Annotated in this window: 23 protein-coding genes; 8 read left to right on the forward strand and 15 right to left on the reverse strand. The window is 70.2% G+C overall.

Going from position 1 to position 26,683, the window contains the following annotated elements:
* Window positions 1–10 precede the first annotated feature (10 nt).
* The 4 genes from ACNF49_RS02940 to ACNF49_RS02955 form a co-directional block, all read right to left on the reverse strand.
* Window positions 11–478 (reverse strand): SixA phosphatase family protein, encoded by a 468-nt coding sequence (locus ACNF49_RS02940; protein WP_482942719.1) that lies wholly within the window; start codon window positions 476–478, stop codon window positions 11–13.
* Between the two features lie 220 nt (window positions 479–698).
* Window positions 699–3,011: a sodium-translocating pyrophosphatase gene (locus ACNF49_RS02945; protein WP_482942720.1), complete on the reverse strand. Its 2,313-nt coding sequence runs from the start codon at window positions 3,009–3,011 to the stop codon at window positions 699–701.
* 2,008 nt (window positions 3,012–5,019) lie between these two features.
* The gene (locus ACNF49_RS02950; protein WP_352357402.1) at window positions 5,020–5,445 is read right to left on the reverse strand and encodes an ATP-binding protein; all 426 of its coding nucleotides are present in this window, start codon (window positions 5,443–5,445) and stop codon (window positions 5,020–5,022) included.
* 1 nt (window position 5,446) lies between these two features.
* A complete protein-coding gene (locus ACNF49_RS02955) occupies window positions 5,447–5,797 on the reverse strand; it encodes an STAS domain-containing protein (RefSeq protein ID WP_043629845.1) in 351 nt (116 codons plus the stop codon).
* Between the two features lie 409 nt (window positions 5,798–6,206).
* Between ACNF49_RS02955 and ACNF49_RS02960 the strand changes: the two genes are divergently transcribed.
* Complete coding sequence (locus ACNF49_RS02960) at window positions 6,207–8,462, forward strand: DEAD/DEAH box helicase (RefSeq protein ID WP_482942721.1); 2,256 nt, start codon at window positions 6,207–6,209, stop codon at window positions 8,460–8,462.
* Here ACNF49_RS02960 and ACNF49_RS02965 read toward each other — a convergent pair.
* Window positions 8,459–10,468: a hypothetical protein gene (locus ACNF49_RS02965; protein ID WP_482942722.1), complete on the reverse strand. Its 2,010-nt coding sequence runs from the start codon at window positions 10,466–10,468 to the stop codon at window positions 8,459–8,461. The genes ACNF49_RS02960 and ACNF49_RS02965 overlap by 4 nt on opposite strands.
* Window positions 10,469–11,455: 987 nt before the next feature.
* Window positions 11,456–11,914 carry a MarR family winged helix-turn-helix transcriptional regulator gene (locus tag ACNF49_RS02970; RefSeq protein WP_482942723.1) on the reverse strand — a complete coding sequence of 153 codons (459 nt, stop codon included), beginning with the start codon at window positions 11,912–11,914 and terminating at the stop codon, window positions 11,456–11,458.
* Between the two features lie 63 nt (window positions 11,915–11,977).
* Here ACNF49_RS02970 and ACNF49_RS02975 point away from each other — a divergent pair, with 63 nt between their 5' ends.
* Together ACNF49_RS02975 and ACNF49_RS02980 are read left to right on the forward strand one after the other, a co-directional pair.
* Complete coding sequence (locus tag ACNF49_RS02975; protein WP_482942724.1) at window positions 11,978–12,346, forward strand: VOC family protein; 369 nt, start codon at window positions 11,978–11,980, stop codon at window positions 12,344–12,346.
* Complete coding sequence (locus tag ACNF49_RS02980) at window positions 12,333–13,196, forward strand: NAD(P)H-binding protein (protein WP_482942725.1); 864 nt, start codon at window positions 12,333–12,335, stop codon at window positions 13,194–13,196. The genes ACNF49_RS02975 and ACNF49_RS02980 overlap by 14 nt, the downstream gene beginning before the upstream one ends.
* 275 nt (window positions 13,197–13,471) lie before the next feature.
* Here ACNF49_RS02980 and ACNF49_RS02985 read toward each other — a convergent pair whose 3' ends face one another.
* From ACNF49_RS02985 to ACNF49_RS03020, 8 genes are all read right to left on the reverse strand, one after another.
* Window positions 13,472–13,834, reverse strand: a complete 363-nt coding sequence (locus ACNF49_RS02985; protein WP_357966177.1) for an Rv3654c family TadE-like protein — start codon at window positions 13,832–13,834, stop codon at window positions 13,472–13,474.
* A 229-nt stretch (window positions 13,835–14,063) separates the two neighbouring features.
* Entirely contained in the window at window positions 14,064–14,444 is a 381-nt protein-coding gene (locus ACNF49_RS02990; RefSeq protein ID WP_482942726.1) for a TadE family type IV pilus minor pilin, read from the reverse strand.
* Window positions 14,441–14,818, reverse strand: coding sequence for a DUF4244 domain-containing protein (locus ACNF49_RS02995; protein ID WP_482942727.1), 378 nt, complete (start codon window positions 14,816–14,818; stop codon window positions 14,441–14,443). Before ACNF49_RS02995 ends, ACNF49_RS02990 begins: the two co-directional genes overlap by 4 nt.
* A gap of 160 nt (window positions 14,819–14,978) precedes the next feature.
* The gene (locus ACNF49_RS03000) at window positions 14,979–15,767 is read right to left on the reverse strand and encodes a type II secretion system F family protein (RefSeq protein ID WP_482942728.1); all 789 of its coding nucleotides are present in this window, start codon (window positions 15,765–15,767) and stop codon (window positions 14,979–14,981) included.
* Window positions 15,768–16,036: 269 nt separating this feature from the next.
* The gene (locus ACNF49_RS03005; RefSeq protein ID WP_357966166.1) at window positions 16,037–16,750 is read right to left on the reverse strand and encodes a type II secretion system F family protein; all 714 of its coding nucleotides are present in this window, start codon (window positions 16,748–16,750) and stop codon (window positions 16,037–16,039) included.
* 13 nt (window positions 16,751–16,763) lie between these two features.
* Window positions 16,764–17,927, reverse strand: coding sequence for a TadA family conjugal transfer-associated ATPase (locus ACNF49_RS03010; protein WP_482942729.1), 1,164 nt, complete (start codon window positions 17,925–17,927; stop codon window positions 16,764–16,766).
* Window positions 17,924–18,964 (reverse strand): septum site-determining protein Ssd, encoded by a 1,041-nt coding sequence (ssd, locus tag ACNF49_RS03015; protein WP_482942730.1) that lies wholly within the window; start codon window positions 18,962–18,964, stop codon window positions 17,924–17,926. The genes ACNF49_RS03010 and ssd overlap by 4 nt, the downstream gene beginning before the upstream one ends.
* Window positions 18,965–19,698: 734 nt before the next feature.
* The gene (locus ACNF49_RS03020; RefSeq protein ID WP_357966159.1) at window positions 19,699–20,478 is read right to left on the reverse strand and encodes a Fic family protein; all 780 of its coding nucleotides are present in this window, start codon (window positions 20,476–20,478) and stop codon (window positions 19,699–19,701) included.
* A 450-nt stretch (window positions 20,479–20,928) separates the two neighbouring features.
* Here ACNF49_RS03020 and acs point away from each other — a divergent pair, with 450 nt between their 5' ends.
* From acs to ACNF49_RS03040, 4 genes are all read left to right on the forward strand, one after another.
* The gene (gene acs, locus ACNF49_RS03025) at window positions 20,929–22,902 is read left to right on the forward strand and encodes an acetate--CoA ligase (protein WP_482942731.1); all 1,974 of its coding nucleotides are present in this window, start codon (window positions 20,929–20,931) and stop codon (window positions 22,900–22,902) included.
* 186 nt (window positions 22,903–23,088) lie between these two features.
* Entirely contained in the window at window positions 23,089–23,529 is a 441-nt protein-coding gene (locus ACNF49_RS03030; RefSeq protein WP_357692590.1) for a phage holin family protein, read from the forward strand.
* Window positions 23,519–24,436: an alpha/beta fold hydrolase gene (locus tag ACNF49_RS03035; protein WP_482942732.1), complete on the forward strand. Its 918-nt coding sequence runs from the start codon at window positions 23,519–23,521 to the stop codon at window positions 24,434–24,436. Before ACNF49_RS03030 ends, ACNF49_RS03035 begins: the two co-directional genes overlap by 11 nt.
* 16 nt (window positions 24,437–24,452) lie before the next feature.
* Entirely contained in the window at window positions 24,453–24,896 is a 444-nt protein-coding gene (locus tag ACNF49_RS03040) for a DUF309 domain-containing protein (RefSeq protein ID WP_482942733.1), read from the forward strand.
* Here the strand turns inward: ACNF49_RS03040 and ACNF49_RS03045 are convergent.
* Window positions 24,893–26,083, reverse strand: coding sequence for a MarP family serine protease (locus ACNF49_RS03045; protein WP_482942734.1), 1,191 nt, complete (start codon window positions 26,081–26,083; stop codon window positions 24,893–24,895). The two genes, ACNF49_RS03040 and ACNF49_RS03045, sit on opposite strands and share 4 nt — an antisense overlap.
* A gap of 82 nt (window positions 26,084–26,165) precedes the next feature.
* Here ACNF49_RS03045 and ACNF49_RS03050 point away from each other — a divergent pair, with 82 nt between their 5' ends.
* Complete coding sequence (locus tag ACNF49_RS03050; protein WP_482942735.1) at window positions 26,166–26,678, forward strand: HEAT repeat domain-containing protein; 513 nt, start codon at window positions 26,166–26,168, stop codon at window positions 26,676–26,678.
* Window positions 26,679–26,683 lie beyond the last annotated feature (5 nt).

A 26,683-nucleotide genomic window follows, 5' to 3' on the forward strand; every position in this document is an offset into this window, starting at 1 on the left:
TCGTCCCCGGTCAGTGCTCCTTGGGATCCCAGTGCGTGACCAGGCGTCCCTCCCCCGGCCACAGGTCTACCCACGCCGCCTCCACCTGGATCACCGCGAACGCCCCCGGCCGGAAGCCGTAGTCGCCGCCGCCCAGTTGCAGGGCCAGCTCGTGCACCGCGGGATTGTGCCCGCACAACACGACCGTGCCCAGGTCCGCGTCGGTCCTGCGGAGCAGTTCGAGCAGTTCCTCCGGATATGCCTGGTAGATGTCACGTTCGTAGCTGATCTCCATGCCCGGGAAGGCCAGCTCGGCGGTGCGCCTCGTCCGCAGCGCCAGTGAGCAGAGCACCGCGTCGGGGCTCAGCCCGGCCGCCCTGATCTCGTCGCCGGCGCGAGCGGCGTCCCGCTCGCCGCGCTCGGTCAGCGGACGTTCGCGGTCGGCCAGACCGGGCACCTGCGCGGCCTTGGCATGGCGGAGCAGTATCAGGGTCCGCATCACGTCATCCCCTCGACGCCCAGATCCCGAGCCCGATGATCACGCCCAGGATGACCAGCATCGCCAGCAGGATCAGGCCCAGCGTCTTCCCGCCCGAGGGCCGGTTGTCCTCTTCCACCCGCCCAGTTTCCCACCGCACCCCGCCGTCCCCGCGCCAGCCACCCGCCCGCATGCGAAGACGCCCGCCCCTGGCCGGGACGGGCGTCTCGTCGATCGGTCGTTACGAGGCCACGGGCTCGTGCTCGCGGTCGTTGTTGGCCGGCTGGCTCGTCACCGACCTGCGCTTGGAGACGATGATGGCCGCCACGACCACCGCCACCGCCACCACCGTGATGCCGACCCGCAGCGCGGCGTTGCCCGCGTACAGGACGACGGCCGGCGCGACCAGCAGCGCCACCAGGTTCATCACCTTGATCAGCGGGTTGATGGCCGGGCCCGCGGTGTCCTTGAACGGGTCGCCGACCGTGTCGCCGATGACCGTGGCGGCGTGGGCCTCGGAGCCCTTGCCGCCGTGGTGCCCGTCCTCGACCAGTTTCTTGGCGTTGTCCCAGGCGCCACCGGAGTTGGCCAGGAAGACGGCCATCAGGGTGCCGCAGGCGATCGCGCCGGCCAGGAACGCGCCGAGCGGCGCGTAGCCGAGCGCGAACCCGACCGCGATCGGGGTCATCACCGCCAGCAGGCCGGGCGTGGCCAGCTCGCGGAGCGAGTCGCGGGTGCAGATGTCCACGACGCGGCCGTACTCGGGCTTCTCGGTGCCGTCCATGATGCCCGGCTTGTTGCGGAACTGGTCGCGTACCTCGAAGACCACCCGCATGGCCGCGCGGCCGACCGCCGAGATCGCCAGGCCGGAGAACAGGAACACCACCGCGGCGCCGACGATCAGCCCCACCAGCACGTTGGGCTGGTCGATGCTGAGGCTGAAGGTGGAGAAGGCGCCCAGTGCGGCCTTGATGTCCTGGCCGGCCTTGGAGAGCTGGTCCTCCACCGCCGTGCGGAACGCGCCGAACAGCGCCGTCGCCGCCAGCACGGCCGTGGCGATGGCGATGCCCTTGGTGATGGCCTTGGTGGTGTTGCCGACGGCGTCGAGGCTGGTGAGCACCCGCGCGCCCTCGCCCTCGACGTCGCCCGACATCTCGGCGATGCCCTGGGCGTTGTCGGAGACCGGGCCGAAGGTGTCCATGGAGACGATGACGCCGACCGTGGTCAGCAGGCCGGTGCCGGCCAGGGCCACCGCGAACAGCGCAATCGTGACGTTCCCGAACCCGAGCAGGAACGCCCCGTAGACCGCGCCGCCGATGATCAGCGCCGAGTAGACGGCCGACTCGAGGCCGACGCTGATGCCGGCGAGGATGACGGTGGCCGGCCCGGTGGCCGAGCTCTCGCCGATCTCGCGCACCGGACGGCGGTTGGTCTCGGTGAAGTAGCCGGTCAGCAGCTGGATGGCGCTGGCCAGGACCAGGCCGATCAGCACCGCGCCCACCGCGATCAGGCGCGGGTCGGCGTCGGAGGTGACGGTCGAGCCCGACAGGGCGCCGAAGCTGCTGGGCAGATACCAGAAGGCCGCCGCGGCGACCAGCACCGCGGAGATCCCGGCCGAGATGAAGAAGCTGCGGTTGATCGCCGCCATGCCGCTGCGGTCGCGGTCGCGCAGCCCGGTGACGAAGATGCCGATGATCGCCGTCAGCACGCCGATCATGGGCACGATCAGCGGGAAGATCAGGCCCTGCTCGCCGAAGGCCACCTTGCCCAGGATGAGGCTGGCGACCAGCATGACCGCGTACGACTCGAACAGGTCGGCCGCCATGCCCGCGCAGTCGCCGACGTTGTCACCGACGTTGTCGGCGATCGTCGCGGCGTTGCGCGGGTCGTCCTCGGGGATGCCCTGCTCGACCTTGCCCACCAGGTCGGCGCCGACGTCGGCGGCCTTGGTGAAGATGCCGCCGCCGACTCGCATGAACATCGCCAGCAGCGCCGCCCCGAACCCGAAGCCTTCGAGAACGTGGGGCGCCTCGCCCTGGTAGATGAAGACGACCACGGCCGCACCGAGCAGCCCGAGGCCGACGGTGAACATGCCGGCGACGCCGCCGGTGCGGAAGGCGACGCGCATGGCGCGCTTCTCGCCCGACTCGTTGGCCGCGGCGGCGACACGCACGTTTCCGCGCACCGCCAACCACATGCCCATGAATCCGGTCAATGCGGAGAACACCGCACCGACCACGAAGAAGATCGAGCGACCGACGCGTACGTCCATTTCGCCCGGTAGCAAGAGCAACAGGAAGGGAATGACGATCACGAAGATCGCCAGTGTGCGGAATTGGCGCGTGAGATAGGCAGCCGCGCCTTCCTGCACGGCTCGCGCGATGTTCTGCATGCGTTCGGTGCCCTGGCCGGCGGACAGCACCTCGCGTACGAGGCCGCCGGCGACGGCTAGCGCGATCAGCGCGACCGCGGCTACCACGATCACTATGGTGAGATTGTTACCGCTCAGGGACAGATTGGGCGCTGGCGCCAATGCCAGCATGTGCCTGCTCATCGTTCTCCTCGGCAAGACCGGTCGTCCTGCCCGAACGGTGCTGCGGATTTCTCGGCGGGCGGGTGCGGCACCATCCGGGTTGTGGGTGCCGCTTCCGGTTGAATCCGCGGTTCCGCCGGATCACCTTGGCCGGTGCCGGGAGTCTACGCAGGCACTGAACGGATATGAAGGCTCTCGGGGCGGCTATTTGTGCGGGCGTTCAGTAATCCCCTGACAGCGGGCCGGTTTGAGATCTGACAGGCGAAATTTCCTCAGGTTTACGGGCATGACAACCCCACAAATCGGACCGCCCGAAACCCAGATTTAATCCCCACGACACGCCGACCCACCCCACCCCCGCAGCCCCACCCGCCACCCCACCCTCCGGCACACCCCGTGGCGCCCATCCAGGCGCCGCCTCGGGGCACCCCATCCGCGCCATACGGCCGAACGCCCCGACCGCCGAACACGGCTTAATGACACGCCCCCCGGACACGGCCCGGTGACCGGGGGGCAGACGCTACACGGCCAGCAGACACGGCCCCCGGACACGGCCCGGCCGACGGACCCAGTGCACGGCCAGGCAGAGGCGACCCAGTGCACGGCCAGGAAACCGCGGCTCGCTGACCCGCGGCCCGGCGACACGGCCAGCAGATACGGCCCAGTGACACGCCCCCGGACACGGCACGGCCGACGCGACCCGGTGACACGACCCAGCGACACGGGCCCGCCGGCCCGCGGCTCGGTGACACGGCCGGCAGATGCGACCCAGTGACACCGCCGCCCGGCGTCTCCCAGTTCCGTGCGCCGCCCCCTGACCTCTCGGTCGGGTGCTGTTCGGGCCCCTGGCCGACACTGCCCCGCCCTCCAGGCCACGTTCATGACAGCCCAGAGCTCCCGCATCCGCCCCAAGGCCCCTACACCGCCTCAAAGCCCCTACGGCGGCCGAAAAGCTGCGCCAGCTCAACAACCAAACCCGATGCCTGCCTCTCGGCCTGAGGCTCCCGCGCGGCCCATTGGATGTCGGTCCTGACAGCCCCATGTGCAGCCGCCATGCCTTCCCTCCAGGCGCCGCCAGCCACTCGCCTCAACCCCATGCCCCCTACCGGCCAGCGCGAGCCCTCTTGACGACCCGGCCGACTATCCCCCGCCCATCCACAGCCTGTGGAAAACTTCCGTCGCCTTCCACAGACATCACTGCGGCGAGCAAGATCCCAGGGCGCAGTCGTATCGCTCCGCCAGAACACGCTAGGCAGCCGAGGCCCTGCTTCGCCGCCCTGGCCTTCCGGCCCTCAGTCGCGCCCCTTGCCAGGCGGAGCCTTCGGAGCGTACTGAGCCTTCAGCTCACGGGCTCAGGCCCTCACCGCACTGGCCTTCGGCCTTGAGTCTGCGGCCTTCGCCGCCTTAAGACCTTCGACCTCAGCCACCGTCCCGCACCATGCAGCGCCTGCCCAGCTGGCCCGCAGTCCGCGAGCCTGAGCAACCGCCCGATCGGAACCTGGGCGCCGCACGGCACAGCGGTTGAATGCGCGAAAGCGGGCCCTGGCTGCTCTGAAGCTGAAGCTCCGTAGGCCTGCGGCGTAGAGGCGCGCGGCCCTCGCACTGCTTCGACGCCATGCCGGATTCCGCACCGATCGCCCAGAGCCCTGCAGCAGGGCCACGCTGGGCCACACCGGATCCCTGCGGCCGGGCCACACCGGACCTCTGCCGCCGGACCTCTGCGGCGCCGAGCCCCTGCACCGGACATCGATGAGCCCTGCATCGGGCCTGGCCAACCTCTTGGCCGGGCCTCCGGTGGCCGCGCGCACGCTGCCACTTTCTCGCAGAGCGGCGCAGGCCGTCCGGGCATGCCGATAGAACGAGGCACCAGCACCCTCGTCAGGACATGCGGAAACGTGGTGCGACTCGACAGGGAGGAAGGCATGCCACAACCGGACATCCCCTCATCCCCGTCTATCGCCCCTCAACCACACCCGACCAGCTCGAACACGGCCCTTGGGAGACAAGGGACCGATCCAACGCCGTCAGGTCAGGAACCCGCCCCGTTGGAGGCGGGCCAGCTCATCCGGATGTTCGTCCCCTTGGGGCTGGGGAAGACCTCGACGTCATCGGCCAGACCCGAGATGACGGCGATGCCGAAGCCTGACATGAACGAGTCAGAGAGCATGCCCAGATCGAGCGGCTGCTCCTGCTTGATCTCGTCACTGGGGGCCAGATCGCTGACCGTGACCTCGAAACGCCCGGAGTCGTCACGTAGCTCGATGCGGATGGGCTCGCCCGGACAGTGAAGTCGATGCGCCTCGACCGCCCGGGAGCATGCCTCACCCACGGCGAGCCTGACTTCGTCCAGCAGCGATTCCTCCACGCCGGTACGACGGGCGATCGCCGTGGCCACCAGCCGGGCGGTCCGCACATGCGCGGGGAGAGCGCTGAACGTCAGCTCGACGGTAGCCATGCTACTTGTCTTTGCCGTGAGCTTCCTTGGCCTCGTCGACGGAAGCGTAAATCCCGAAGACCTTGGTCAGACCGGTGATGCGGAAGATCTTGAGGATGCGCTCCTGGGTGCACACCAGCTCAAGCGAGCCGTCGTGCGCCCGGACCCTCTTGAGCCCTCCGACGAGCACTCCCAGCCCCGTGGAGTCGAGGAAGTCGACCTTCTCCATGTTCACCAGAAGGTGGAAGTTGCCCTTGTTCACCAGGTCGATGAGGAGCTCACGCAATCTCGGCGCCGTGTAGACATCGATCTCACCCTCGACCTCCACGATGGTGAGTCGGTCTTCGGTGCGGTGATCCAACTTCAGATCCACAGATCCTCCAGCGCCTCGCCTGCGAAAGTACTCTTGCGGGCCTGGCAATCTGGAGCGTGGCCCCAGACTGTCCGACCCTGACGCGCGGCATTCAACCACGCGTCTGGCTTGTGTCTATACGAAATCACGATTCCCGGCGACTTTGCCCATCGATGCAAGACTGGAAACAGTGACTTCCTCGGCATCCTCCCCACAACAGGCAGGTCCACTCCTCGCCCACCTGCTCGGAGTTCCTGCACGTCATGAGCGTGTCACCCATGTGGAGCATGTTCCAGCACGTCAGGCGGGTCAAGCCCGTTGGCCGGAGTGGGCGCCGGAAGTCCTGGTTACGCGCTTGGCGAACCGTGGAGTTACAGGACTCTGGCCTCACCAGCACGAAGCCGCCGACCTGGCTTTCCGTGGCCGAAACGTGATCATCAGTACGGGAACGGCCTCGGGCAAGTCCCTGGCGTACCTCACGCCGGCGGTCGCCGCCTGCCTCGACGGCGGCACCGTCCTGTACCTGACGCCGACCAAGGCCCTGGCCGCCGACCAGCTCCGCGGCCTGCGCGAACTGCGCATCACGCAGGTGCGCGCCGCCTGCTTCGACGGTGACACCCCCTTCGAGGAACGTACGTGGGTCCGCCAGCACGCCAACTACGTCCTGACCAATCCGGACATGCTCCACCGCGGCGTCCTGCCCCGCCACGCGCAGTGGTCCTCGTTCTTCCGCCGCCTGCGCATGGTGGTCGTGGACGAGTGCCATGGATACCGCGGCGTCTTCGGCTCGCACGTGGCGCAGATCCTGCGCCGCCTGCGCCGGGTCTGCGCCCGGTACGGCTCACGCCCCACGTTCGTGCTCGCCTCGGCCACGGCGAGCGAGCCCGGCGTGTTCGCCATGAGGCTGACGGGGCTTGAGATGGACGAGGTGACCACGGACGCCTCCCCGAAGGGTTCCACGACCATCGCCCTCTGGGAACCGCCCCTGACGGATCTGCGGGGCGAGGGAGGGGCTCCTGTGCGCCGCACGGCCACCGCGGAGACCGCTGACCTCCTCGCGGACCTGGTCCTGGCGAACGTACGGACGCTCGCGTTCGTACGTTCGCGGCGCGGTGCGGAGACGGTCGCCCTGTCCGCCCGCGCCAAACTCGCCGACGTCGCCTTCTCCGTCACCGCCCCCTGGGCCCCGCAAGCCACGCCGGACTCAGCGCCCTGGCCCCCGCACGACGCCCCCGACGCCACGGGCCCCGAAGCCGACGTGACAGGCGGAGAGATCCAGGACCCGCGCCACTCCACTCCCCCGAGCCCGCTCACCTGGGCAATCCCCGACGACGCCCAAGACCTGGCCGGCCTCCCCGACAAGGTCGCCGCCTACCGCGCCGGCTACCTCGCCGAGGACCGCCGTCTCCTGGAGAAGGCCCTGCGCGCCGGCACCCTCATGGGCCTGGCCACCACGAACGCCCTCGAACTCGGCGTGGACGTCTCGGGCCTGGACGCCGTCCTGATCGCCGGCTGGCCCGGCACCCGCGCCTCCCTCTGGCAGCAGGCCGGCCGGGCGGGACGCGACGGCCAGGACGCGCTCGCCGTGCTCATCGCCAGGGACGACCCCCTGGACACCTACCTCGTCCACCATCCGCAGGCCCTCTTCGGCCGGCCGGTGGAGGCGATCGTCCTGGACCCGGACAACCCGTACGTCCTGGGCCCCCACCTGTGCGCCGCCGCCGCCGAGATCCCGCTGACGGACGACGACCTGCCCGTCTTCGGGACCACCACCCCCGACGTCCTGGAAGACCTGGTCGCCCGGAACCTCCTGAGACGCCGTCCCGCGGGCTGGTTCTGGACCCGCCGCGAACGCGCCACCGACCTCGCCGACATCAGAGGCGGCGGAGGCGCCCCGATCCAGGTGGTCGAGTCGTCGACCGGCCGCCTGCTCGGCAGCGTGGACGAGCCGTCCGCCCACACCACGGTCCACACCGGCGCGGTCTACATCCACCAGGGCGAGACCTTCCTCGTGGAGACCCTCGACCTGGACGCCGGGGTCGCCCTGGTCGAGGCCGCCAATCCCGACTACTCCACGTTCGCCCGCGACATCACCGACATCTCCATCCTCGCCACCCAGCGCTCCCGCCCACTCGGCCCGGGAACGCTGCACTTCGGCGAGGTGGAGGTGACCAGGCAGGTGGTCTCGTACCTGAAAAGACGCCTGCAGTCAGGCGAGATGCTCGGCGACGAACCCCTTGACCTGCCGCCCCGCACCCTCCGCACCCGCGCGGTCTGGTGGACCCTGCCCGCCACGGCGGTCGCGCCGCTCGCGGCGGCGGACATCGACCTCGGCGGCGCCGCACACGCCGCCGAGCACGCCTCGATCGGCCTGCTCCCCCTGTTCGCCACCTGCGACAGATGGGACATCGGCGGCGTCTCCACCGAACTGCACGCCGACACCGGCCTGCTCACCGTCTTCGTGTACGACGGCCACGAAGGCGGCGCGGGCTTCGCCGAACGCGGCTACGCGCGGGCCACCGACTGGCTGACGGCCACGCGTGAGGCGATCGCGTCCTGCGAGTGCGAGCGCGGCTGCCCGTCCTGCATCCAGTCCCCGAAGTGCGGCAACGGCAACGAGCCCCTGCACAAACGCGGCGCGCTCCAGCTCCTGGACATCCTCCTCGCCCCCGGCGCGCAGTCCTAACTGTCGCCCTTTTCCGGCCGGCGCCCCGTATACGCCCGCTCCTCGTCGTCGGAGGCCCAGAAGTCGCCGGCGCCCGGCAGCGGACGCTCCCAGAAGCCGCTGTCCTCCATGCACCTGGGCGACGGGGGCAGGTAGTCGTCCCAACGCTGCTCCATGGGGATGGCGGGTGGGACGGTGGGGCCGGTGGCGGGCTCGGGAACGTCCGTGACAGCCGTACTGGGCAATGCGATGCGCGGCGGCTCCTGCCGCGCATCCCGCCCTGCCTTCCCCGCTGCTTCCTGCCGAGCCTCATGATGAACCGACTCCCGTGCTTCCTGGGCCGCACGTAAGTCCTGCACGCTCAGATGGATCGGCAGAGCGACCGGCACCTGCCCCGACGCCCCACCCGGCATCTGAGCCACCCTGGGTTCCGCCTCCCGCCACCCCCGAGCGTTGTACGCCCCCTGAGCCTCTCCCGGCGTCTGCGCCCTCACCGAAGCGTCCGCCGCCCTCACACCCTGCACACGCGCCGTTCCCTGAGCCTCCGCCGCCCTGCGATCCGCGCTTCCGAGAAGCGGATCGGGCGCGGTGGCAGCCCTTCCGAGAGCACGTTGCGGCGTCTCACGCGCCTGACCCTCCGCCTCGTTCGCCTGTTCGCCGGGCCTCTGCCCGCTCGCAGGGTCGGGCAGCGGGGTCAGGGGGTGCGCCTGGGGAGGTTCCGGCATGCGCGCCCTGGCGACGGCGAGCACCACGGCAGGACGTCGGGACGCTGTCCTGGCTCGCGGAACCTCGTCGGTGTTGTGCTGATCCGCCCCGCTTCCTGCTGATGTGGCGGCACGGCCGGCCGAAGCCGCGACGCTCCCACCACCATTTCCAGCACCGGCGGCCAGCGCGCGTCTCCGAGCCCATGCCCCGGCGTGCGCCGCGAGCAGCAGAAGCAGCAGACCTCCCGTCACATACATCCCGTACTGCCCGATGTTCCCCATCGGCGACTCGTCCGACTGCGCCCTGACGCCGCCCGCCTGGATCGCAGCCGCTGCGGTTTCGTCGTTCGCGCTCTTGTTCGTCCCGGACGGTTCCTGGCGGCCCGTGTCGGCCGTGTCCGGGTTCGGGAGGTTCCCCTTGTCGTCGGTTTCCGGCAGCTCGGGCAGGGCGGAGGTGTGCCTGCGGGTCGTCGTCGGCTTGCGGGTGGGTACGGTCGTGGGCTTGACGTGCTTCTTGGCCGGGAGGGTCGGCAACGGGTCGACCCGCGTCCTGCCATCCGTCTTCGGGGTCTGCTCCTTGTTCGTCTGTTGCCTGGTCGTCTGCTTCTTGGGCTGGGACGCGGCCGGCGCGGGAACCGTGACGTACGCGGCACCCGATTTGCCGGACCCGACCGAGCCACCGTCCCCGTCGCCACGGAAGGCCTTGACCGTGATGCCCACCCGTCGCCCCGCCGCCTTGGCGGGCACCGCGAGCACGGCCTTGCACGTGGAGCCGGAGCACGCGTTGTCCGCGGACAGCCGGCCCACGACGCCGGACTGACTTGTGGCGACTTCGTAGGACTGAAGATCCGGCTCCGAGCCCTTGCTCCAGGTCACCTCGACCTTGGTGGTGCCCTCCAGGCGCGCGTTCACGTTTCCCGGGGGCTCGGGAGGTCGCCGCAGTTTGAACGTGCTGCCGGCGTACCTGGCTCCCGTGATGTCGCCCTTGAGCGTCACGGTGAAGGTGCCGTTGGGCGCGTTGCCGGCGTCGAACGTACCGGAGATCGTCTGGTTCGCTCCGCCTCCGGCGACCCTCCGGCTCGGCGTGGAGGGGCCTTCGACGTACAGGCCCATCTTGAGCTGCATCAACCCGGTCTGAGCGGAAACCGTCACGGACGACCCCGTGACCACCTGGCCGTCGGTAGGCGATGTGATCTGCCCGGAGGCTCCGGCCTGCCGCGTCACCACAGCCGCCTGCGCCGACCCGCCGAGGACGATCGATCCCGCCACGACCGCCACAGCGGCCACCACTCTGCCAACCACCGTCACGACGATTCCCTCCACGGAGAGCCTCGCGCCGCGTGACCGTCCAGGGGGCGTGCACGCGACGACCGGAAGTGCAGTCCGCCCGGCCGATGCGGTCACCGACCGCTCCCGAATTCGTCCTGTTGGCGACGTTCTGGAAGCGCGCCGTAGATGGCATGAACCGAGGGTAAGCGGAACCTTATGTGACGTAGCGAACTCTTGGACACCGCGTCCAAGAAGTCGTGACTCGATTGCGACATTGCACCGCAACTCACAGACAGTATCGCCTGTTTGACGGGGATTGCCCAAAACTAACAATAAGCCCCAGCCGAAATGACGGCATTTTCGTCAATCACGCAACTTCGACCTCAGCCTTTTGCGCCACACCTCATGCGAGAACAATCCCGACGACCGTCCCGCGCCCCGCCTCACACTGAAGACTCCCGCAGGGCTCCCGCTTCACATCGGAACGCCCCTGCGGGCTTCCCCGCAACACTTCACGTCGGGGCGCCCCTGCGGGCCCCCCTCTCACCACTTCGCACTGGAACGCCCCTATGAACGCCCCCGTGACGCTTCACGCTCGATCCACGCCCCCGCAGCGCCTCCCACCTCGGCACAAACCCCGCTATCCGCAGGCCATCCCAGCTTCCCATCGCTGAACTGTGTGCAATCTCGGCCACCCACCGCTCTGCGCTGCTCAATCACCGCCGGCGCCCGCACCCGGGCTTCAGCTTGCTCCACCGGGCTCCACGTGAAGCACTGTCGATCAATCCCCGGCGATCCTCACGCCTTGCCGCACAGCCCTTCGAGCGGCAAGCCTCAGCGCGCGAGCCGCCACACCCTGCACCTCACCCCTCCGTTTCGCGCCGCTGACCACGCCACAAGACCCTTACTAATTTTGCTCGCCTGACGGTTTATCAGCTCATCACAGAACAGGGTGACCGGCATTTCGAGGCCACTCGCACAGATTTCCACGCTCGGCCGAACCTTTGTCCCGACGCGGCGAAACATGCGCCGAAGAACGGGCTATGCACCATCGTCGCCATCGCGCAGCGAATGAATCATGCTCTGCAGAATCCGGAACGCGTCCGACTGCTCGGCCTCGGTCATGCCGCCCAGCATCCTGACCTCGACGGACCGGACCGCCGCGCTCGCCTTCTCCAGGCTCCGCCGGCCGCGAGGCGTGAGCCGCGCGGGAAGCGCCTTTCCGACGGGCGCCTCCGCGGGCCTGGTCACGTAGCCGTCTCGTTCCAGGGTCTGGAGCAGCACGTTCATCGACTGCCGGGTCACGAACGCGCCACGCGCCAACTCGGAGTTCGACAGGCCCGGCCGTTGAGCCAGCAACTCCAGACAGGAGTAGTGCGTCACGGTCATGCCGAGTGGCCGCAGCACCTCCTCCATGGCCGCACGCAGGGCGCTCGAAGCCTCTTTCAGCAGGTAGCCCAGCGATTTGTCCAGGTCGACGCCGGCACCGTTTTGACTCATGTCAGTATTCTGACATACATTGATGCGTGTCAGGAAACTGACATAGAGAGAAGGAGCAGCACCATGCCCGTCACCGGACCCGACTTCATCTCGCTGCAAGCGCGCGACCTCGACGCTTCGCAGGCGTTCTACGAGCAGTACCTCGGCCTCGTCCGTTCGCAGGCCGGGCCTCCGCACGCCGTCGTGTTCGAGACGAAGCCGATCGCGTTCGCACTCCGCGAGGTCGTTCCCGGCACCGATCTCGCATCCGTTGCCCAGCCGGGCATCGGTGCCTCGATCTGGCTTCACGCCACCGACGTGCAGGCCATCCACGACGCCCTCGTCGCCGACGGTCACACCATCGTCTCCGCACCGATCGACGGCCCCTTCGGCCGCACATTCACCTTCGCCGACCCCGACGGCTACCAGATCACCCTCCATGACCGCGCCTGAGGCGAGCACCCTGGTCTTCGGGGCTACCGGGGCACTCGGCCGCCACGTCCTGGACGCGCTGGTCGCCCGGGGAACGAGCCCCGAAACGATCACCGCGGCCGGTCGTAACCAAGCACGCCTCGGGGAACTCGCCTCCGCCGGGTTCAGCACCGCCGCCATCGACCTGTCGGATTCAGCCCGCGTCGCAGAGCTGGTTGCCAGGCACTCCGACATCGTGTTGATCTCGGGCAGAGACCCCAACCGCCTTGCTCAGCACGAGTCGGTCATCGAGGCGGCGAAGAAGGCGAATGTCCGACACGTCTACTACACCAGCGGAGTTCGCGCCGACGACGACCGGTTCGAGATCAACGCGGACCACAGAGCGACAGAGGACGCTCTTACCGCTTCCGGCGTGACGTACACGATCCTGCGGAACACCTGGTACATCGAGAACTACATCCAGGCGCTCGCAGGCCCCCGCTTCACCGGCGTTCTCGCCGCGGCGACCGGTGACGCCGTCGTCGCCGCGGCCAGCCGGAAGGATCTGGCCGAGGCACTGGCCATCGTCGTCACCACAGATGGGCACGACAAGGTGACCTACAGCCTCTCCGGCGACACGAACTTCACCTACGCCGACATCGCCGAAGCGATGTCGGTCGTGCTGGGACGAGAGGTCACTTACCGACCTGTCACTCCCGAAGAGTTGCAGGTAGCGCTCATCCATTCGGGGATGGACGGCGAGCTGGCCGGCTTCCTGGCAAGTCTCGATGAAACCATCGCCGCCGGGGCTTTCGCCCGGGTCGGTGACGATCTTTCTCGACTCCTCGGCAGGCCGACGGCCGGCCTTGTCGAGGGACTGACGGCAGAGTGAACACCGGGGCCGGCGCAGGCGAGTCGGCCACCTCGGCTCGCGCCGCCCCTTCTCCCGATCAGCGCTTCTGTATCGACACCGCCAGCCCGGAGCACGTCGAAGCGGCCGGCCGGTGAGGCTTCACACAACCGGACCACGGTGCCGGCACGCGTCTCAGCCCGAACAGCCGCTGGCCGAACTCGCGCGACACGCCCCGAGGCTGCACGAGTCGCGGCCGGTCACGCGCCCTCAAGGCCCAGAACGATGGCCTCACGACCGACCGCTGCAACCAGCCGCTACCCAGGTGACATCGTGACCGGCCCCGCGCGAGACCTGCCTGTGAGGGTGTGCGCTCCGGCGATCGGCAGGGTGACCGACAAAGAGGTGCGGACATCCGCTATCTCTCCCGTGATCTCACAAGCCACCAGTCGCACGCCGTTCCTGCTGGCCAGCGCGGACGCCCTGCCGCAAGCCCCCTCGGGATCGACGATCGCCGACCTGGCCGCCGCCAGAGCGCTCAGATCGGCCGCGCTGTCAACCCGATGGCGAGCCACCCGAATCGCCCCCACGGAGGCCAACCCTCCGGCAACCGCCATCAGGAGCCCCATGAGGGCCACTCCCCATAAGGTCGCCGACCCTCGTTCCCTGTGCTTGATCATCCTTGTCCTTGGAGTGATGGATCGGTGAAAGGTCGTCGCTTCGCTCAGCTTTGCGACGCTTCTGCGCCCCCCCACACGGACGATCTCCGTGCCATGTCGCGGAGTTGTTGTCTCTTCTTGTGGGTAGAAGACGGCGTAGGGGTTGGAGATTTCGCCCCCCGACTGCCAGGAGGACACGAGGGCTCATGTCCTCCTGGCAGATCTCATTTCGGCAGGCACCTGCGTGACGTCACGGTTCTGTGGCGGCTGTCGCCGAGGCCGACACGCGGACGGCCGGCAGCGAAGCGCCCCAAGCTGGTCGTACATCTACTGCGATCTCTACGTGGGTGAATTCTGCGTCGCGGGCGATCTCTACGTGTGCGTTCGGGCGGGTGGCCGAGCGGGCGAGCTCGCGGACCTGGTCCAGCGGCTCACCTCGGGCTGCGGCGCGCACTGCCGCTCGAGCTGCGTCTACACATTCCAGTTGGACGTTCACCGCTTGTATGGCCCAGAGCGCGGCTGCCAGGACGACCATGAGCGCGGGCAGCATGGCGGCGGTCTCGGCCGTCACCGAGCCGCGTGATGCCGACCGTTGCCCGGTGGTGGCGTTCCGCGTCTGGTGGAGGGTCATCCGGTCATCTTGAGCGCTCGGTCTATGAGGGACTTCAGCATCTCCTGAACCTCCGGGCTGCTGACCACCTTGAACAGGAGCGCGGCGAAGGCGCAGGCCGCGATGGTGCCGACCGCGTATTCGGCGGTGGACATGCCGCGCTCCCGGTTCGCGACAGCGCAGGTGATCCACTTGCCGGGATACCAGCGGGAGGTGCGTGAGCTCTGCCCGGTGGGCCCGCCGGAGGTGGCCGAGGAAGCGTGGCTGGCTTCTGCCTCGACGTTGGAGGGGTCGCCGACTGCAGGGGGCGGCGCGGTGGTGGTGGCGGCGGTCGGCTCGGTGCAGGCACCGGGCCGGGGTGAAGGAGCTGGAGTGGGGCTGAGGGTGCCTGGCATGGTGGCGGGACCTTGCATCGTGCCTCCAGGTGGTCGGAGCCGGGTCTTGTCCGGCGGGAGTCCAAGATTCGCCGAGAAGGCACAGCCGCCGTCAGGCCGAATGGCGTTCTGGGGATTGTCCGCGGGGCGGCCCTCAGGCTGTGGACGAAGCCGCCGGAGGTCACGGCAGAACGATCGTGGAGGCGAGACCGGCGATCACCGGGATGATGCCCAGGAGGACGAAGGCCGGCAGGAAGCACAGGCCCAGAGGGGCGACCGCTTTCACGCCCACGGTCCGGGCGGCGGCCAGTGAGGCGGCTCTGGCTGTGTCCCTCGCGTCGTCGGCCAGGCGGGTCAGGACGTCCGCCAGCGGGGCACCGGTCTGCGCGGCCCGGCTCATGGCTCTCGACAGCTGGCTCAGGGCCGGGTCCTTCGCCAGGGTTGCCCAGGTCGGCTCGGGGTCGGCGCCCAGGCGGAGTTGGCTGCCCACCCACGCCAGACGCTGACCGAGGGGGCCGCCGATCGTGGTCGCGGCCAGGTCGGTGGCGGCGGTCACCGGTTGTCCGGCGAGAAGGCAGGCGGTCATCAGGTCGGCGGCGAAGGGGAGATCGGCGGTGATCTGCTCGCGTTCCTGGCGGGACCGCGGGGGTTCCTTCCTGTGCAGGATCAGGGCGGTCACCGGGGTCAGCAGGAGGGCCACCGCGATTCCTGCGAGACCGCCGATCAGGAGGGCGGTGATCACGCCGGTGATGGCGGCGGTGGTGACGGTTCTGCGGGTCGGGCGGCGGTGGTGGGGGGCCTGCTTGTCGAACCATTCGGGCCGGGCCGGGGTGTCCGTCGGAGAGGTGGCGGGGCTCGACGGCGGGTCGGGCGAGGGCAGGAGGCGGGTGAGCCGGTCTGCCGGGGTGCGTGGGGCTGACCACAACCAGGTGGCGAGGGCTGCGCAGAGGGCGGACAGCAAAGGGAACATCGGGCGGATCCAGAGTGGTTCGGGCGGGCGGGGATGACGACGACGGGCGGGGATGAGGACGCCCCGGAGAGGAGCACTCGCCGGAGCGCCGGCCTACAGGTCTCACTGGAGTGATGGCCGACAGGTGTCGCATGAGTGCTGAGCTACAGGTCTCGCGGGAGTTTGACCTGCAGGCCTTACGGGAGTCCCGACCCGCAGGTCTCGTGGTGAGTCCCGACCCGCAGGTCTCGTGGTGAGTCCTGGCCTGCAGGTGTCGGGGGCGTGGCGGGTCAGGGTTGGGCCTTGGTGGCCATGCGGTGGGTCCACCACAGGCCGCAGGCGTCGAGGGCGGTGCCGGACAGGAGGCAGAGCAGGCCGGGCAAGGTGCCGAACAGGAAGCTCAGCGGGTGCATGTTGAGCGCTCCCGCCATCAGCAGGCCGAGGACCGGCAGTGCCGCGAGCATCCGGGCTGTGGTGCGGGGGCCGGCCAGTTGGGCGGCGACGTCCTGGCGGTGGGACTGGGCGGCGCGGAGCGTGCCGCCGACTCGTTCGACCAGCGCGGACATGCCGGCGCCCACGGTGAGGCTGACGTCCCAGCAGGCCGCGAGACGGCGGAGGCCCTCGCCGCCCTGAGCCGGAGCCGCTGCCGTGAGGGCCGCGGCGACGTCGCCGCCGTCTCGTGCGGCGGCCAGGGCGGGGCGCAGGGCTTCGGGGTCGGGGAAGTCGACTGCCGTGATGGCTCGGGTCAGGGCTTCGCCGGGGGTGCGGCCCGCGGCGAGCTCGGCCGAGAGCGACTGGCACAGCTCTATGGAGGCGCGGCGCCAGGAGTCGGCGCGGCGGGCGGGACCGGGGCGGGTGAGCGTGGCCCGGAGCAGGTGTTGCCATGGGAGACGGCGGTGGCGAGCGGTCAGGAGCGCGTGCAGGCGGAGGGCGGGCGTGGCCGGGCCGGTCCACAGCCAGACGGCACAGGCTGTGGACAGGGCCGAGACGATCGCGGCGGTCATCGTCCGGGGGCCTTCATGATGTCCTGCGCAGGAGGGATTCGTAGCCGGGGCCGGTGTGGGAGGAGCCGTTCGGGGCGAAGGTGAGGGCGGGGAGCGATTCGACGAGGCCGGCCGGGGTTCTGGAGAGCAGGCAGATCTCGGCGACGCGCCTTCGGCCGTCGCTGCGGGTGCGGGTCAGGTGGACGACCACGTCGAGGGCCGCGGCCAGCTGGCTGTGCACGGCCTCCCTGGTCAGGCCGGCCGCGCAGCCGAGGGCTTCCAGGCGGGGTGGCACGTCGGCCGCGGCGTTGGCGTGCAGCGTGCCGCAGCCGCCCTCGTGGCCGGTGTTCAGGGCGGCGAGCAGGTCGACGACCTCCGCTCCCCTGACCTCGCCCACCACGAGACGGTCGGGACGCATGCGCAGCGCCTGGCGCACCAGGTCGCGCAGGCCCACCCCGCCCGCTCCTTCGAGGTTGGCCGGTCGGGTCTCCAGGCGGACCACGTGGGGGTGCAGAGGGCGTAGCTCGGCGGAGTCCTCCACCAGCAGGAGGCGTTCGGCCGGGTCGGCCTGGGACAGCAGGGCCGACAGAAGCGTGGTCTTGCCCGTGCCGGTGCCGCCCGTGACGAGGAAGGCGAGCCGGGCGTCGACCATCGCCGTCAGCACCGTGACGGCCGCCGGGGCGATCGTGCCGGCCGACACCAGGTCGGACAGGGTGAAGGTGCGGCGCGGCGGCAGACGCAGCGACACGCAGGTGCCACCGGACGCGATCGGCGGCAGTACGGCGTGCAGCCGGACGCCGCCGGCCAGCCGCGCGTCGACATAAGGGGATGCGTCGTCGAGCCGGCGACCGGCGGCGGCCGCGAGGCGCTGGGCCAGCCTGCGGACCGCCCCGTCGTCGGTGAAGGTGACGGAGGTGCGGCGCAGGCCGCCGCCGTCGTCGATCCACACCTCGCGCGGGCCGTTGACCAGGACGTCGGTGACGTCGGGACGGGCCAGGAGCGGCTCCAGCGGGCCGGCGCCGATCAGGTCGGCGCACAGGGCGCGGGCCACCGCCAGGATCTCGGCGTCTCCGTAGACCGAGCGTTCGGCCCGGAGCGCCACGGCCACCTGGGCCGCCGTCGGCTCCACGCCGGCGCGCGCCAGGCGGACGCGTACGGCCTCCACGAGCTCCGGGGAGACCTCCTCGGCGGCGCTCATGCCGGCAGCAGGTCGCGGAGGAGGGCGGCGCAGAGGCTGCCGAGAACCGTGCGCGGACCGAGCCTGGGCAGCTCGCCGCGGTTGAGGGTGGCGGTGAGCCTCGGATGGTCGGGCAGGTGGGCGGCGACGGGGATGCCGAGGGACGCCGCGGCCGTCTCCTCGTCGAGGACGCCGGGTCGGAGGACGGCGCGCACGTCGGAGGTGTGTTTGCGGAGCTCGCCCAGGACCTGGACGGTGGACAGGATGCCGCGCAGGTCCGCCGTGGTGACCGTCAGGGTCGTGGTCGCCCTGGTGAGGGCTTCCACGGCGGCCGGGTCGAGATGGCGTGGCAGGTCGACGACGATCAGGTCGAAGCCGCGCCGGCCCGCTTCCAGGACCGAGCGCATGGCCTGGGGCGGGATCGCGGCCACCTCGCCACGGTGGAAGGACAGGACCGCGAGGTCGCCGAACGACGGGAGCGCCGCCTGCAGGGCGCTGGAGCTGATCCTTCCCTCCCTCGCCACGAGGTCGCCCCAGCGGGCGCCCGCCGCCTCCTCGTGGCCGAGCAGCGCGTCGATGCCGCCGCCCAGCGGGTCGGCGTCGATCAGCAGCGTACGGAGGCGGTCACCCGAGGCGCGCAGGGCCAGGCAGGCGGCGACCACGCTCGCGCCGGCCCCGCCGTGGCCGCCGATCACGCAGGTCACCGCGCCGGATCGGGGTTCGGGCTCCATGGCGTCGGCGAAGCGTTCCACGAGGTGGCGTTCGTCGCCGGGGAGGCGTACGACGGCCTGGGCGCCCACCGCCACGCATTTTCGCCAGGTGTCGGGGTCGTCGGGGGCGCGGGTCACCAGGAGCACCTGGTCGCGGGCGGGCGGTGAGGTGGCGGAGACGGCGTCGGCCTGGTCGGGGCCGATGGCGACCATGGGGGCGAGGTTCCAGTAAGGGCGGGCGCCGGCGGGGGTGTGGGCCACGTCGAGCTGGGCGCCGGCGGCGGCCGCGATGCGGACCAGGTCGTCGAGGAGGTCGTGGTCCTCGGTGATGACCAGGGGGCGGTGCACGGGGTCCTCCTCTTGCGGGGGCGTGGGAGGTCAACCCTGCTGGGGAGGACGGACGTCGCGAGAGGGCGAACGGGATTCTGGGGATGACCGGCGCGGGGGCACGTGCCGCCTGTGGACAACCGGTGGGCCCAGGACGACCTGGGGGCAGAAATAGGGCGACCCCCGCCGGGGGGAGAGCGGGGGTCGCCTGATCGGTCCGGCTCCGGGGGGTAGAGCCGGTCCCGTTTCAGAAGAAAGCTTTCATCACTTCACCGGAACATGGCAAGAGACTTGCAAACCAATCCCTCACACAGCCGCTCCAGTTTCGGGCGATACCACCGTATGCTGCCCGATCCACTCGAGTTTCGTCGAGCAGTAATCTGGCATTTTCGCCAAGTTTTTTCGCCACCCGATAACGATCACATAAAGGCGATCACTGTCCGTAATCGTCACAGGTGGGTAACGGGTTGGCGTTCGCGGGCGCCGCAACGGAACCCTCCCGGCCGCTCCACGGCTCGGCAAAGGTCTTGCTCCAAGGGGTTCCCATCAGGGCGGATCCGACGTAGAAAGGGGTTACGGACCACTTGTCCGGGTGCATCAGCCGGGCACCCACGCGCGACCAGCCGCGGGAGGCGCGTCGTGACGGGCTTGACCCGCTCCGACGGATTTGAGGTGCACGCTTGGTAACCCGGTGTGATGCACCGGCAGACGGCGTCTCGTACGAGACGCCGTCAGCTATGTGACCAGCCCGTCCGTCAGCCCCGCTGCATCGCTTCGCAGATCGCGGTCGTCTCCCGCACCCCCAGGCTTACCGCCGAGGCACAGTGTTGTACCCACTGGCCGACGCCCTCCGGAGTCCCGGTCAGGTACGCCCGCAGCGCCTCCGCGTACGGCAGCTCCAGATGCCCGATCTCCACGACGACCAGCGACTTCGGGTCGAGCCCGTACTCGACCAGGGTCAGCCGCTCCGCGGAACGTGCCACGACGCCGTCGCACGTACCGAACGGACGCAGCACCGCCAGCTCGGCGTGCACCACGGCGGCCAGCACGATCGCGGGCGCCTTGCCCGCCCCCTCCAGCAGCCTGAGCAGGGCCTCCATCCGCGTCGCGGTCTCCGCGGCCCCCGGCGCGGGGCCGAGGCCGAGCGGGTCGGGGGCGGAGTCGTCCGTACGGGGGCGTCCCAATGCGGGCTGGTCGGCGAGCCCCGCGGCGGCGACGGTGTGCAGGCGGGCCAGCACCTGCCTCGGGGCCTTCCGCCAGGTGGGACCGAGCCGGCCCATCTCCGCGGACGCCCGCAGCGCCCCCTGGACCAGCGGGTCGTGCACTTCGTCGCGGCGCAGCGCGTCCAGCGGCACGTCGGCGCCCTCGATCGCGGCCGAGGCCCGCGCGCCGCGCAGGGAGGACTCGGTGGACACCGCCGGGCTCGCCCGGCGCAGGACGCGATGCCGATAGAGCCTGTCGACGGCCTGACGCGCCTCGTCAACCGCCTCGGACACGCCTGGGAACCGCGCGATGACGGCCAATGGGTCACTCACGGAAACCGACCTTACCGGCGGGTACACCGTGCCTCGCCATGGACCACACCGCCGCCGCACAAGGCGTCACACCATGCCCCGCCACGGACCACACCACCGCCGCACAAGGCGACACACCATGGACCACACCAGCGCCGCACAAGGCGACACGCCATGCCCAGCCATGGGCCCACACCGCCGCCGTAAGGCGTCACACCGTGCCCCCGCCATGGACCGGACCGCCGCCGTATTAGGCGCTACGGCGACCCCCGCATTTTCCCGCCACGCCGAACCGCATATTCTCCTGATTTCAGGATGACAACAGTTCAATTGCGTTTGTCATGCGAGCTGATAATCATGCGGCCACCCACGCGAATCGGTACAGACCTGTCTAGACCTCTTGTGTGGGGAGGCCGTGAGCTGGTGAAGTGGGACCCGACCTATCCCACCTGGCCATAGAAGGAGCACGAAGTGGCCCCGGAGACCCCTGGCAACGAGACCCAGGCGCTGTCCAACCTGCTGCAGGAGAACCGCCGGTTCGCACCACCGGCTGAGCTGGCCGCGGCCGCGAACGTGACCGCCGCCGCCTACGCCGAGGCCGACGCCGACCGTCTCGCCTTCTGGGAGCGCGCGGCCGAGCGGCTGACCTGGGCCAGGCGGTGGGACACGACGCTGGAGTGGAACGCGCCGTTCGCCAAGTGGTTCGTCGGCGGCGAGCTCAACGTCGCCTACAACTGCGTCGACCGGCACGTCGAGGAAGGGCGCGGCGACAAGGTCGCCTACCACTGGGAGGGCGAGCCCGACGGCGACAGCCGCACGCTCACCTACAACGACCTCAAGACCGAGGTCAGCAAGGCCGCCAACGCCCTGCAGGAGCTCGGCGTGGGCAAGGGCGACCGGGTGGCCATCTACATGCCGATGATCCCCGAGCTGCCGATCGCGATGCTGGCCTGCGCCCGCATCGGCGCGATCCACTCGGTGGTGTTCGGCGGCTTCTCCGCCGGCGCGCTCAAGAGCCGCATCGACGACGCCGACGCCAAGCTCGTGATCACGGCCGACGGCGGCTACCGCCGCGGCAAGCCGAGCGCGCTCAAGCCCACCGTGGACGAGGCCGTCGCCGAGTGCCCGCAGGTGGAGAACGTGCTCGTCGTACGGCGTACCGGCCAGGACGTCGCGGTGGGCGAGAAGGACGTGTGGTGGCACGACCTGGTCGAGCGCCAGAGCGACCAGCACACCGCCGAGCCCCACGGCGCCGAGGACCCGCTGTACATCCTCTACACCAGCGGCACCACCGGCCGGCCCAAGGGCATCCTGCACACGACCGGCGGCTACCTCACCCAGACCGCCTACACGCACGACGCGGTCTTCGACCTCAAGCCCGAGACCGACATCTACTGGTGCACGGCCGACATCGGCTGGGTCACCGGCCACTCCTACATCGTCTACGGCCCCCTCGCCAACGGCGCGACCAGCGTCATCTACGAGGGCACCCCGGACACCCCGCACCGCGGCCGGTTCTGGGAGATCGTGCAGAAGTACAAGGTCACGATCCTCTACACCGCCCCCACGGCGATCCGGACGTTCATGAAGTGGGGCGACGACATCCCCGCCAAGTTCGACATGTCCAGCCTGCGCGTCCTGGGCTCGGTCGGCGAGCCGATCAACCCCGAGGCCTACGTCTGGTACCGGGAGAACATCGGCCACGACCGCTGCCCGGTCGTGGACACCTGGTGGCAGACGGAGACCGGCGCGATCATGATCAGCCCGCTGCCGGGCGTCACCTCGGCCAAGCCGGGCGCGGCCATGCGGCCGCTGCCGGGCATCAACGCCGACGTGGTCGACGACCAGGGCAACAGCGTGCCCAACGGCGGCGGCGGCTTCCTCGTGGTGCGCGAGCCGTGGCCCGCCATGCTCCGCACGATCTGGGGCGACGACCAGCGCTACATCGACACGTACTGGTCGCGTTTCGAGGGCATGTACTTCCCCGGCGACGGCGCGAAGAAGGACGAGGACGGCGACCTGTGGCTGCTCGGCCGCGTCGACGACGTCATGCTCGTCTCCGGCCACAACATCTCCACCACCGAGGTGGAGAGCGCGCTGGTCAGCCACCCCAAGGTCGCCGAGGCGGCCGTGGTCGGCGCCACCGACCCGGTGACCGGCCAGGCGATCGTGTCGTTCGTGATCCTGCGCGGCAGCGCAGAGGAGAGCGACGACATCGCCGCCGAGTTGCGTGACCACGTGGCCAAGACGCTCGGCCCGATCGCCAAGCCGCGGCAGATCCTGGTCGTGCCCGAGCTGCCGAAGACCCGCTCCGGCAAGATCATGCGCCGCCTCCTGCGCGACGTGGCCGAGAACCGCAGCATCGGCGACGTCACCACGCTGGCCGACAGCACGGTGATGAACCTCATCTCCGAGAAGCTGCCCGCGGCCAAGTCCGAGGACTGATCAGGCCACAAGTCAGCTGAGGCGCATGCCCGAACCGGGCATGCGCCTCAGCCGTCTCCACCGGTCGGCGTTATCGTGGGCGATCGGGTAGTTCTGTGAAGAGCAGCGTCCTCGGCGTGTTCGGTGGCGCCCAGCCGTCAGTACGGGATGTTTGACACGGCCACCAGGCCTCGATAGGAGACGTTCATGCCGCAGACTCCCGAGGAAGAATCCCTGGGCTCGCTGGTCGCCCAGGCCAGCAGCCATATCTCCGACCTCGTCCGCTCCGAGATCGAGCTGGCCAAGGCCGAGTTCAAGTTCGACGCCAAGCGGGTGGGCATGGCCGCGGGCCTGTTCGCCGCCGCCGCGTTCATGGCGCACCTGTGCCTGATCCTGGCCTCGTTCACCATCGCGTACGTGCTGGCCCAGTGGCTGCCCAACTGGCTGGCCTTCCTCATCGTGACCGTCTTCTACCTGGTGGCCGCGGGCCTGCTGGTGCTGGTCGGCGTGCGCAGGCTGAAGGGCCTGGCTGGGATGAAGCGCACCGCCAGGTCGATCAAGGGCCTCAAGGAGATCGCGACGCCGGAGGAGCAGACGCTTCCCGTGCCCAGCCCCGAGGGCCAGCCGGTGAGTCGTGATGGCACCTGACGAGACGGTCGTCCAGATCGACGGCCCGTGGACACACCGGGCCGTGCACGCCGGCGGCACCCGCTTCCACGTCGTGGAGGCCGGTGAGGGGCCGCTGGTCCTGCTGCTGCACGGGTTCCCGCAGTTCTGGTGGACCTGGCGCAACCAGCTCACCTCCCTCGCCCAGGCCGGTTTCCGGGCGGTCGCCGCCGACCTGCGCGGCTACGGCGGCAGCGACAAGCCGCCACGCGGCTACGACCTGCCCACCCTGGCCGCCGACGCCACCGGGCTGATCCGCGCGCTCGGCGAGACCGGCGCGGTCGTCGTCGGGCACGGCTGGGGCGGCCTGCTGGCCTGGACGATGGCCGTGCTCGACCCCAAGTGCGTGCGCCGGCTGGTCGTGGTCTCGGCGCCGCACCCGCTGCGGCTGCGCAACGCGCTGGTGACCGACCCCGGCCAGTTCAGGGCCGGCCGGCACGCGCTCGGCTACCAGCTCCCGCTGCTGCCCGAACGCAGGCTCACCCGGCACGACGCGGCCCTGGTCGGCCGGATCCTGGCGGGCTGGTCGGCCCCCGGCTGGCCCGACGCCGAGACCGCGCGCACCTACCGGGAGGCGTTCCGGATCCCCGCCGTGGCCCACTCGGCGCTGGAGTACCACCGCTGGTTCGGCCGTTCCCAGCTCCGGCCCGACGGCCGCCGCTACGCCAGGGTCATGCGTACCGAGATCGAGGCGCCGACGCTGCACCTGCACGGCGCGCTCGACCCGTGCGTGCTGCCCCGCACCGCCCAGGGCTCCAGCCGGTACGTCGCCGCCCCCTACCGCTGGCGGCTGTTCGAGGGCGCGGGCCATTTCCCCCACGAAGAGATCCCCGACGTGTTCGACACCGAGCTGCTCGGCTGGCTGGCCGACCCCGAGCCCGACCGATGAGGAAGCCCCGCGAGCGATGAGAGACCGCGACCCCCAGGGCAAGCCGCGCAACGCCAGGCCACGCGACGCGTACGGCAGGCCGCTCCCCTACGGCTCGCCCGGCGTCGACCGGGTCCCCGACGACTACGCCCCCACCGCCGACCAGGCGCTCGCCGACGCGCGGCACTTCCTGGCCGAGGGGCTGCCGTTCAACGCGCACGAGGTCTTCGAGGGCCGCTGGAAATGCGCGCCCGAGGAGGAGCGGGAGCTGTGGCAGGGGCTCGCGCAGATCTGCGTCGGCCTGACGCACCTGCAGCGCGGCAACGGCCGCGGCGCGGTCACCCTGTTCAGCCGCGGCGCGGCCAGGGCGCAGGCGTACGGCGGCGACTACGACGCCGTCGGCAGGGCGGCCACCGGCCTGACCCAGGACAGCGACCCCGGCGAGGCGATCGCCCTGATCCTGCGCGAGCTGCCCGGCTAGTCGCACTCCTGGGTGCTGGCCGCGGAGGTGTCGTTCCTGCCCTGGCCGGCGTCGGGCGCGACCTCCTCGGCGGTCAGCACGTAACCGGTGTCCTTCTCGCTGACCGCGGCGGCGAAGATCACACCGTATACGCGGCCGTCGACGGTGAGCAGCGGGCCGCCGGAGTTGCCCGGCAGCACCTTTCCGCGGATCGCGTAGACCTTCCGCCGGACGTTGCTGCCGTGGTAGATGTCGGGGCCCTCGGCGTCGAGGCGGCCGCCGATGCGGGCCGGCTCGGCGGTGAAGCCCTTGCCCCTGGGGAAGCCGGCGATGATCGCGTTGGCGCCGCGCTTGCCGTCGGCCTCGAAGCCGAGCTGCGGCAGGTTGAGGCCGGGCACGTAGAGGATCGCGATGTCGCGCTGGGGGTTGTAGCGCACGACCTTGGCCGGGTGGCGCACGTTCTTGTAGTCGATGACCTCGAGGTCGCGGGTGACGCCGGCGACGACGTGGGCGTTCGTCATGATCCGGCCGTCGGCGTAGACGAAGCCGGTGCCCTCGATGTGCTTGTTGCAGCTCTCGGCGTTGCCCTGGACCTTGACGATGGCCCGCTGGGCCCGGCCCAGCTTGGCGCCCTGGAGGATGCTCTGCGCGGGCGGCGGCACGTCGATCAGCGTGTCGGCGCCGATCGCGTCGAAGACGGGCGGGAACTCCGACCGGTCGACGAACTTCTTGAACGGCTGCTGCCAGTTGCGCGCGGCCTGCGGGATCGCGTCGTCGACGGTGGTCAGCAGCGCGGAGTTCTTGACCTGGTCGACCAGCGGGGTGAACGTCGTCGAGACGATCAGCGACCCGATCAGCCAGGCGATCACCAGCACGGACAGCGCGCTGGCGAACGTGCCGCCCACCGCGTCGGCCATCTTGGCCGGCTCCCACGTCACGTGGCTGCGCACGACCGCGCCGACCGTGGAGGAGGCGAACTGGCCGATCGTGGCAGCCAGGAAGACGATCACGATCGCGAGCAGCGCCTGCGGGGTGTCGCCGTCGACGACGGCCTTGGCGATCGGCGGAGCGATGAAGATGCCGAGCACGGCGCCGCCCACGAACCCCACGAAGCTCATCGCGCCGATGATGAAGCCCTGTCGGTAGCCGGATACGCCGAAGGCGATCACGAGGCCGATCAATATGAGGTCAAGCAGATCACCGCGCACGCTTCAAAGGTAACCAGCGATACGGTCAAGTGTGCACGTCTTCCGCCAGGACGGCGTCACCCGCCTGGCTATCTTGAGCGGTATGCCGCCGGCCGAGGGAACAGTGCGCGATCTCATCCAGGCAGCTCTCAGCGACACCGATCCGGACGGCCCGCTGCGCTGGCACGTGATCTGCCAGCTGCGCCAGCGGGCCGACCTGGAGTCGTTCATCGAGGCACGCCGCCTGTGCGCTGCGGACAACGTGGCCGAGCGCCTGCTCGGGGTGGACATCATGGGCATGCTGCGGCCGTTCGTGGACCGTACGCTGCCGGTGCTGCGCTACCTGGCCGCCAGCGAGGTCGACGCCATGGTCCTGTACTCCGTGCTGATCGCCTTCGGCCACCTGGCCGACCCCCGCTCGCTGCCTTCGGTGATCGACCTGGCCTGTCACGACGACGCCAGGGTGCGGTACGGGGCGGCGTACGCGCTGCAGCACGTGCTCGGCGACCCGCCCGACCGGGCCGGCCTGGAGATGCTGCGCACCCTGGCCGCCGACGACGACGCCGACGTGGCCAACTGGGCCTCGCTCGGCGTCTCGCTCAGGGCCCCGGAGTGACCCCG

This window comes from Actinomadura sp. ATCC 39365 (assembly GCF_054392275.1).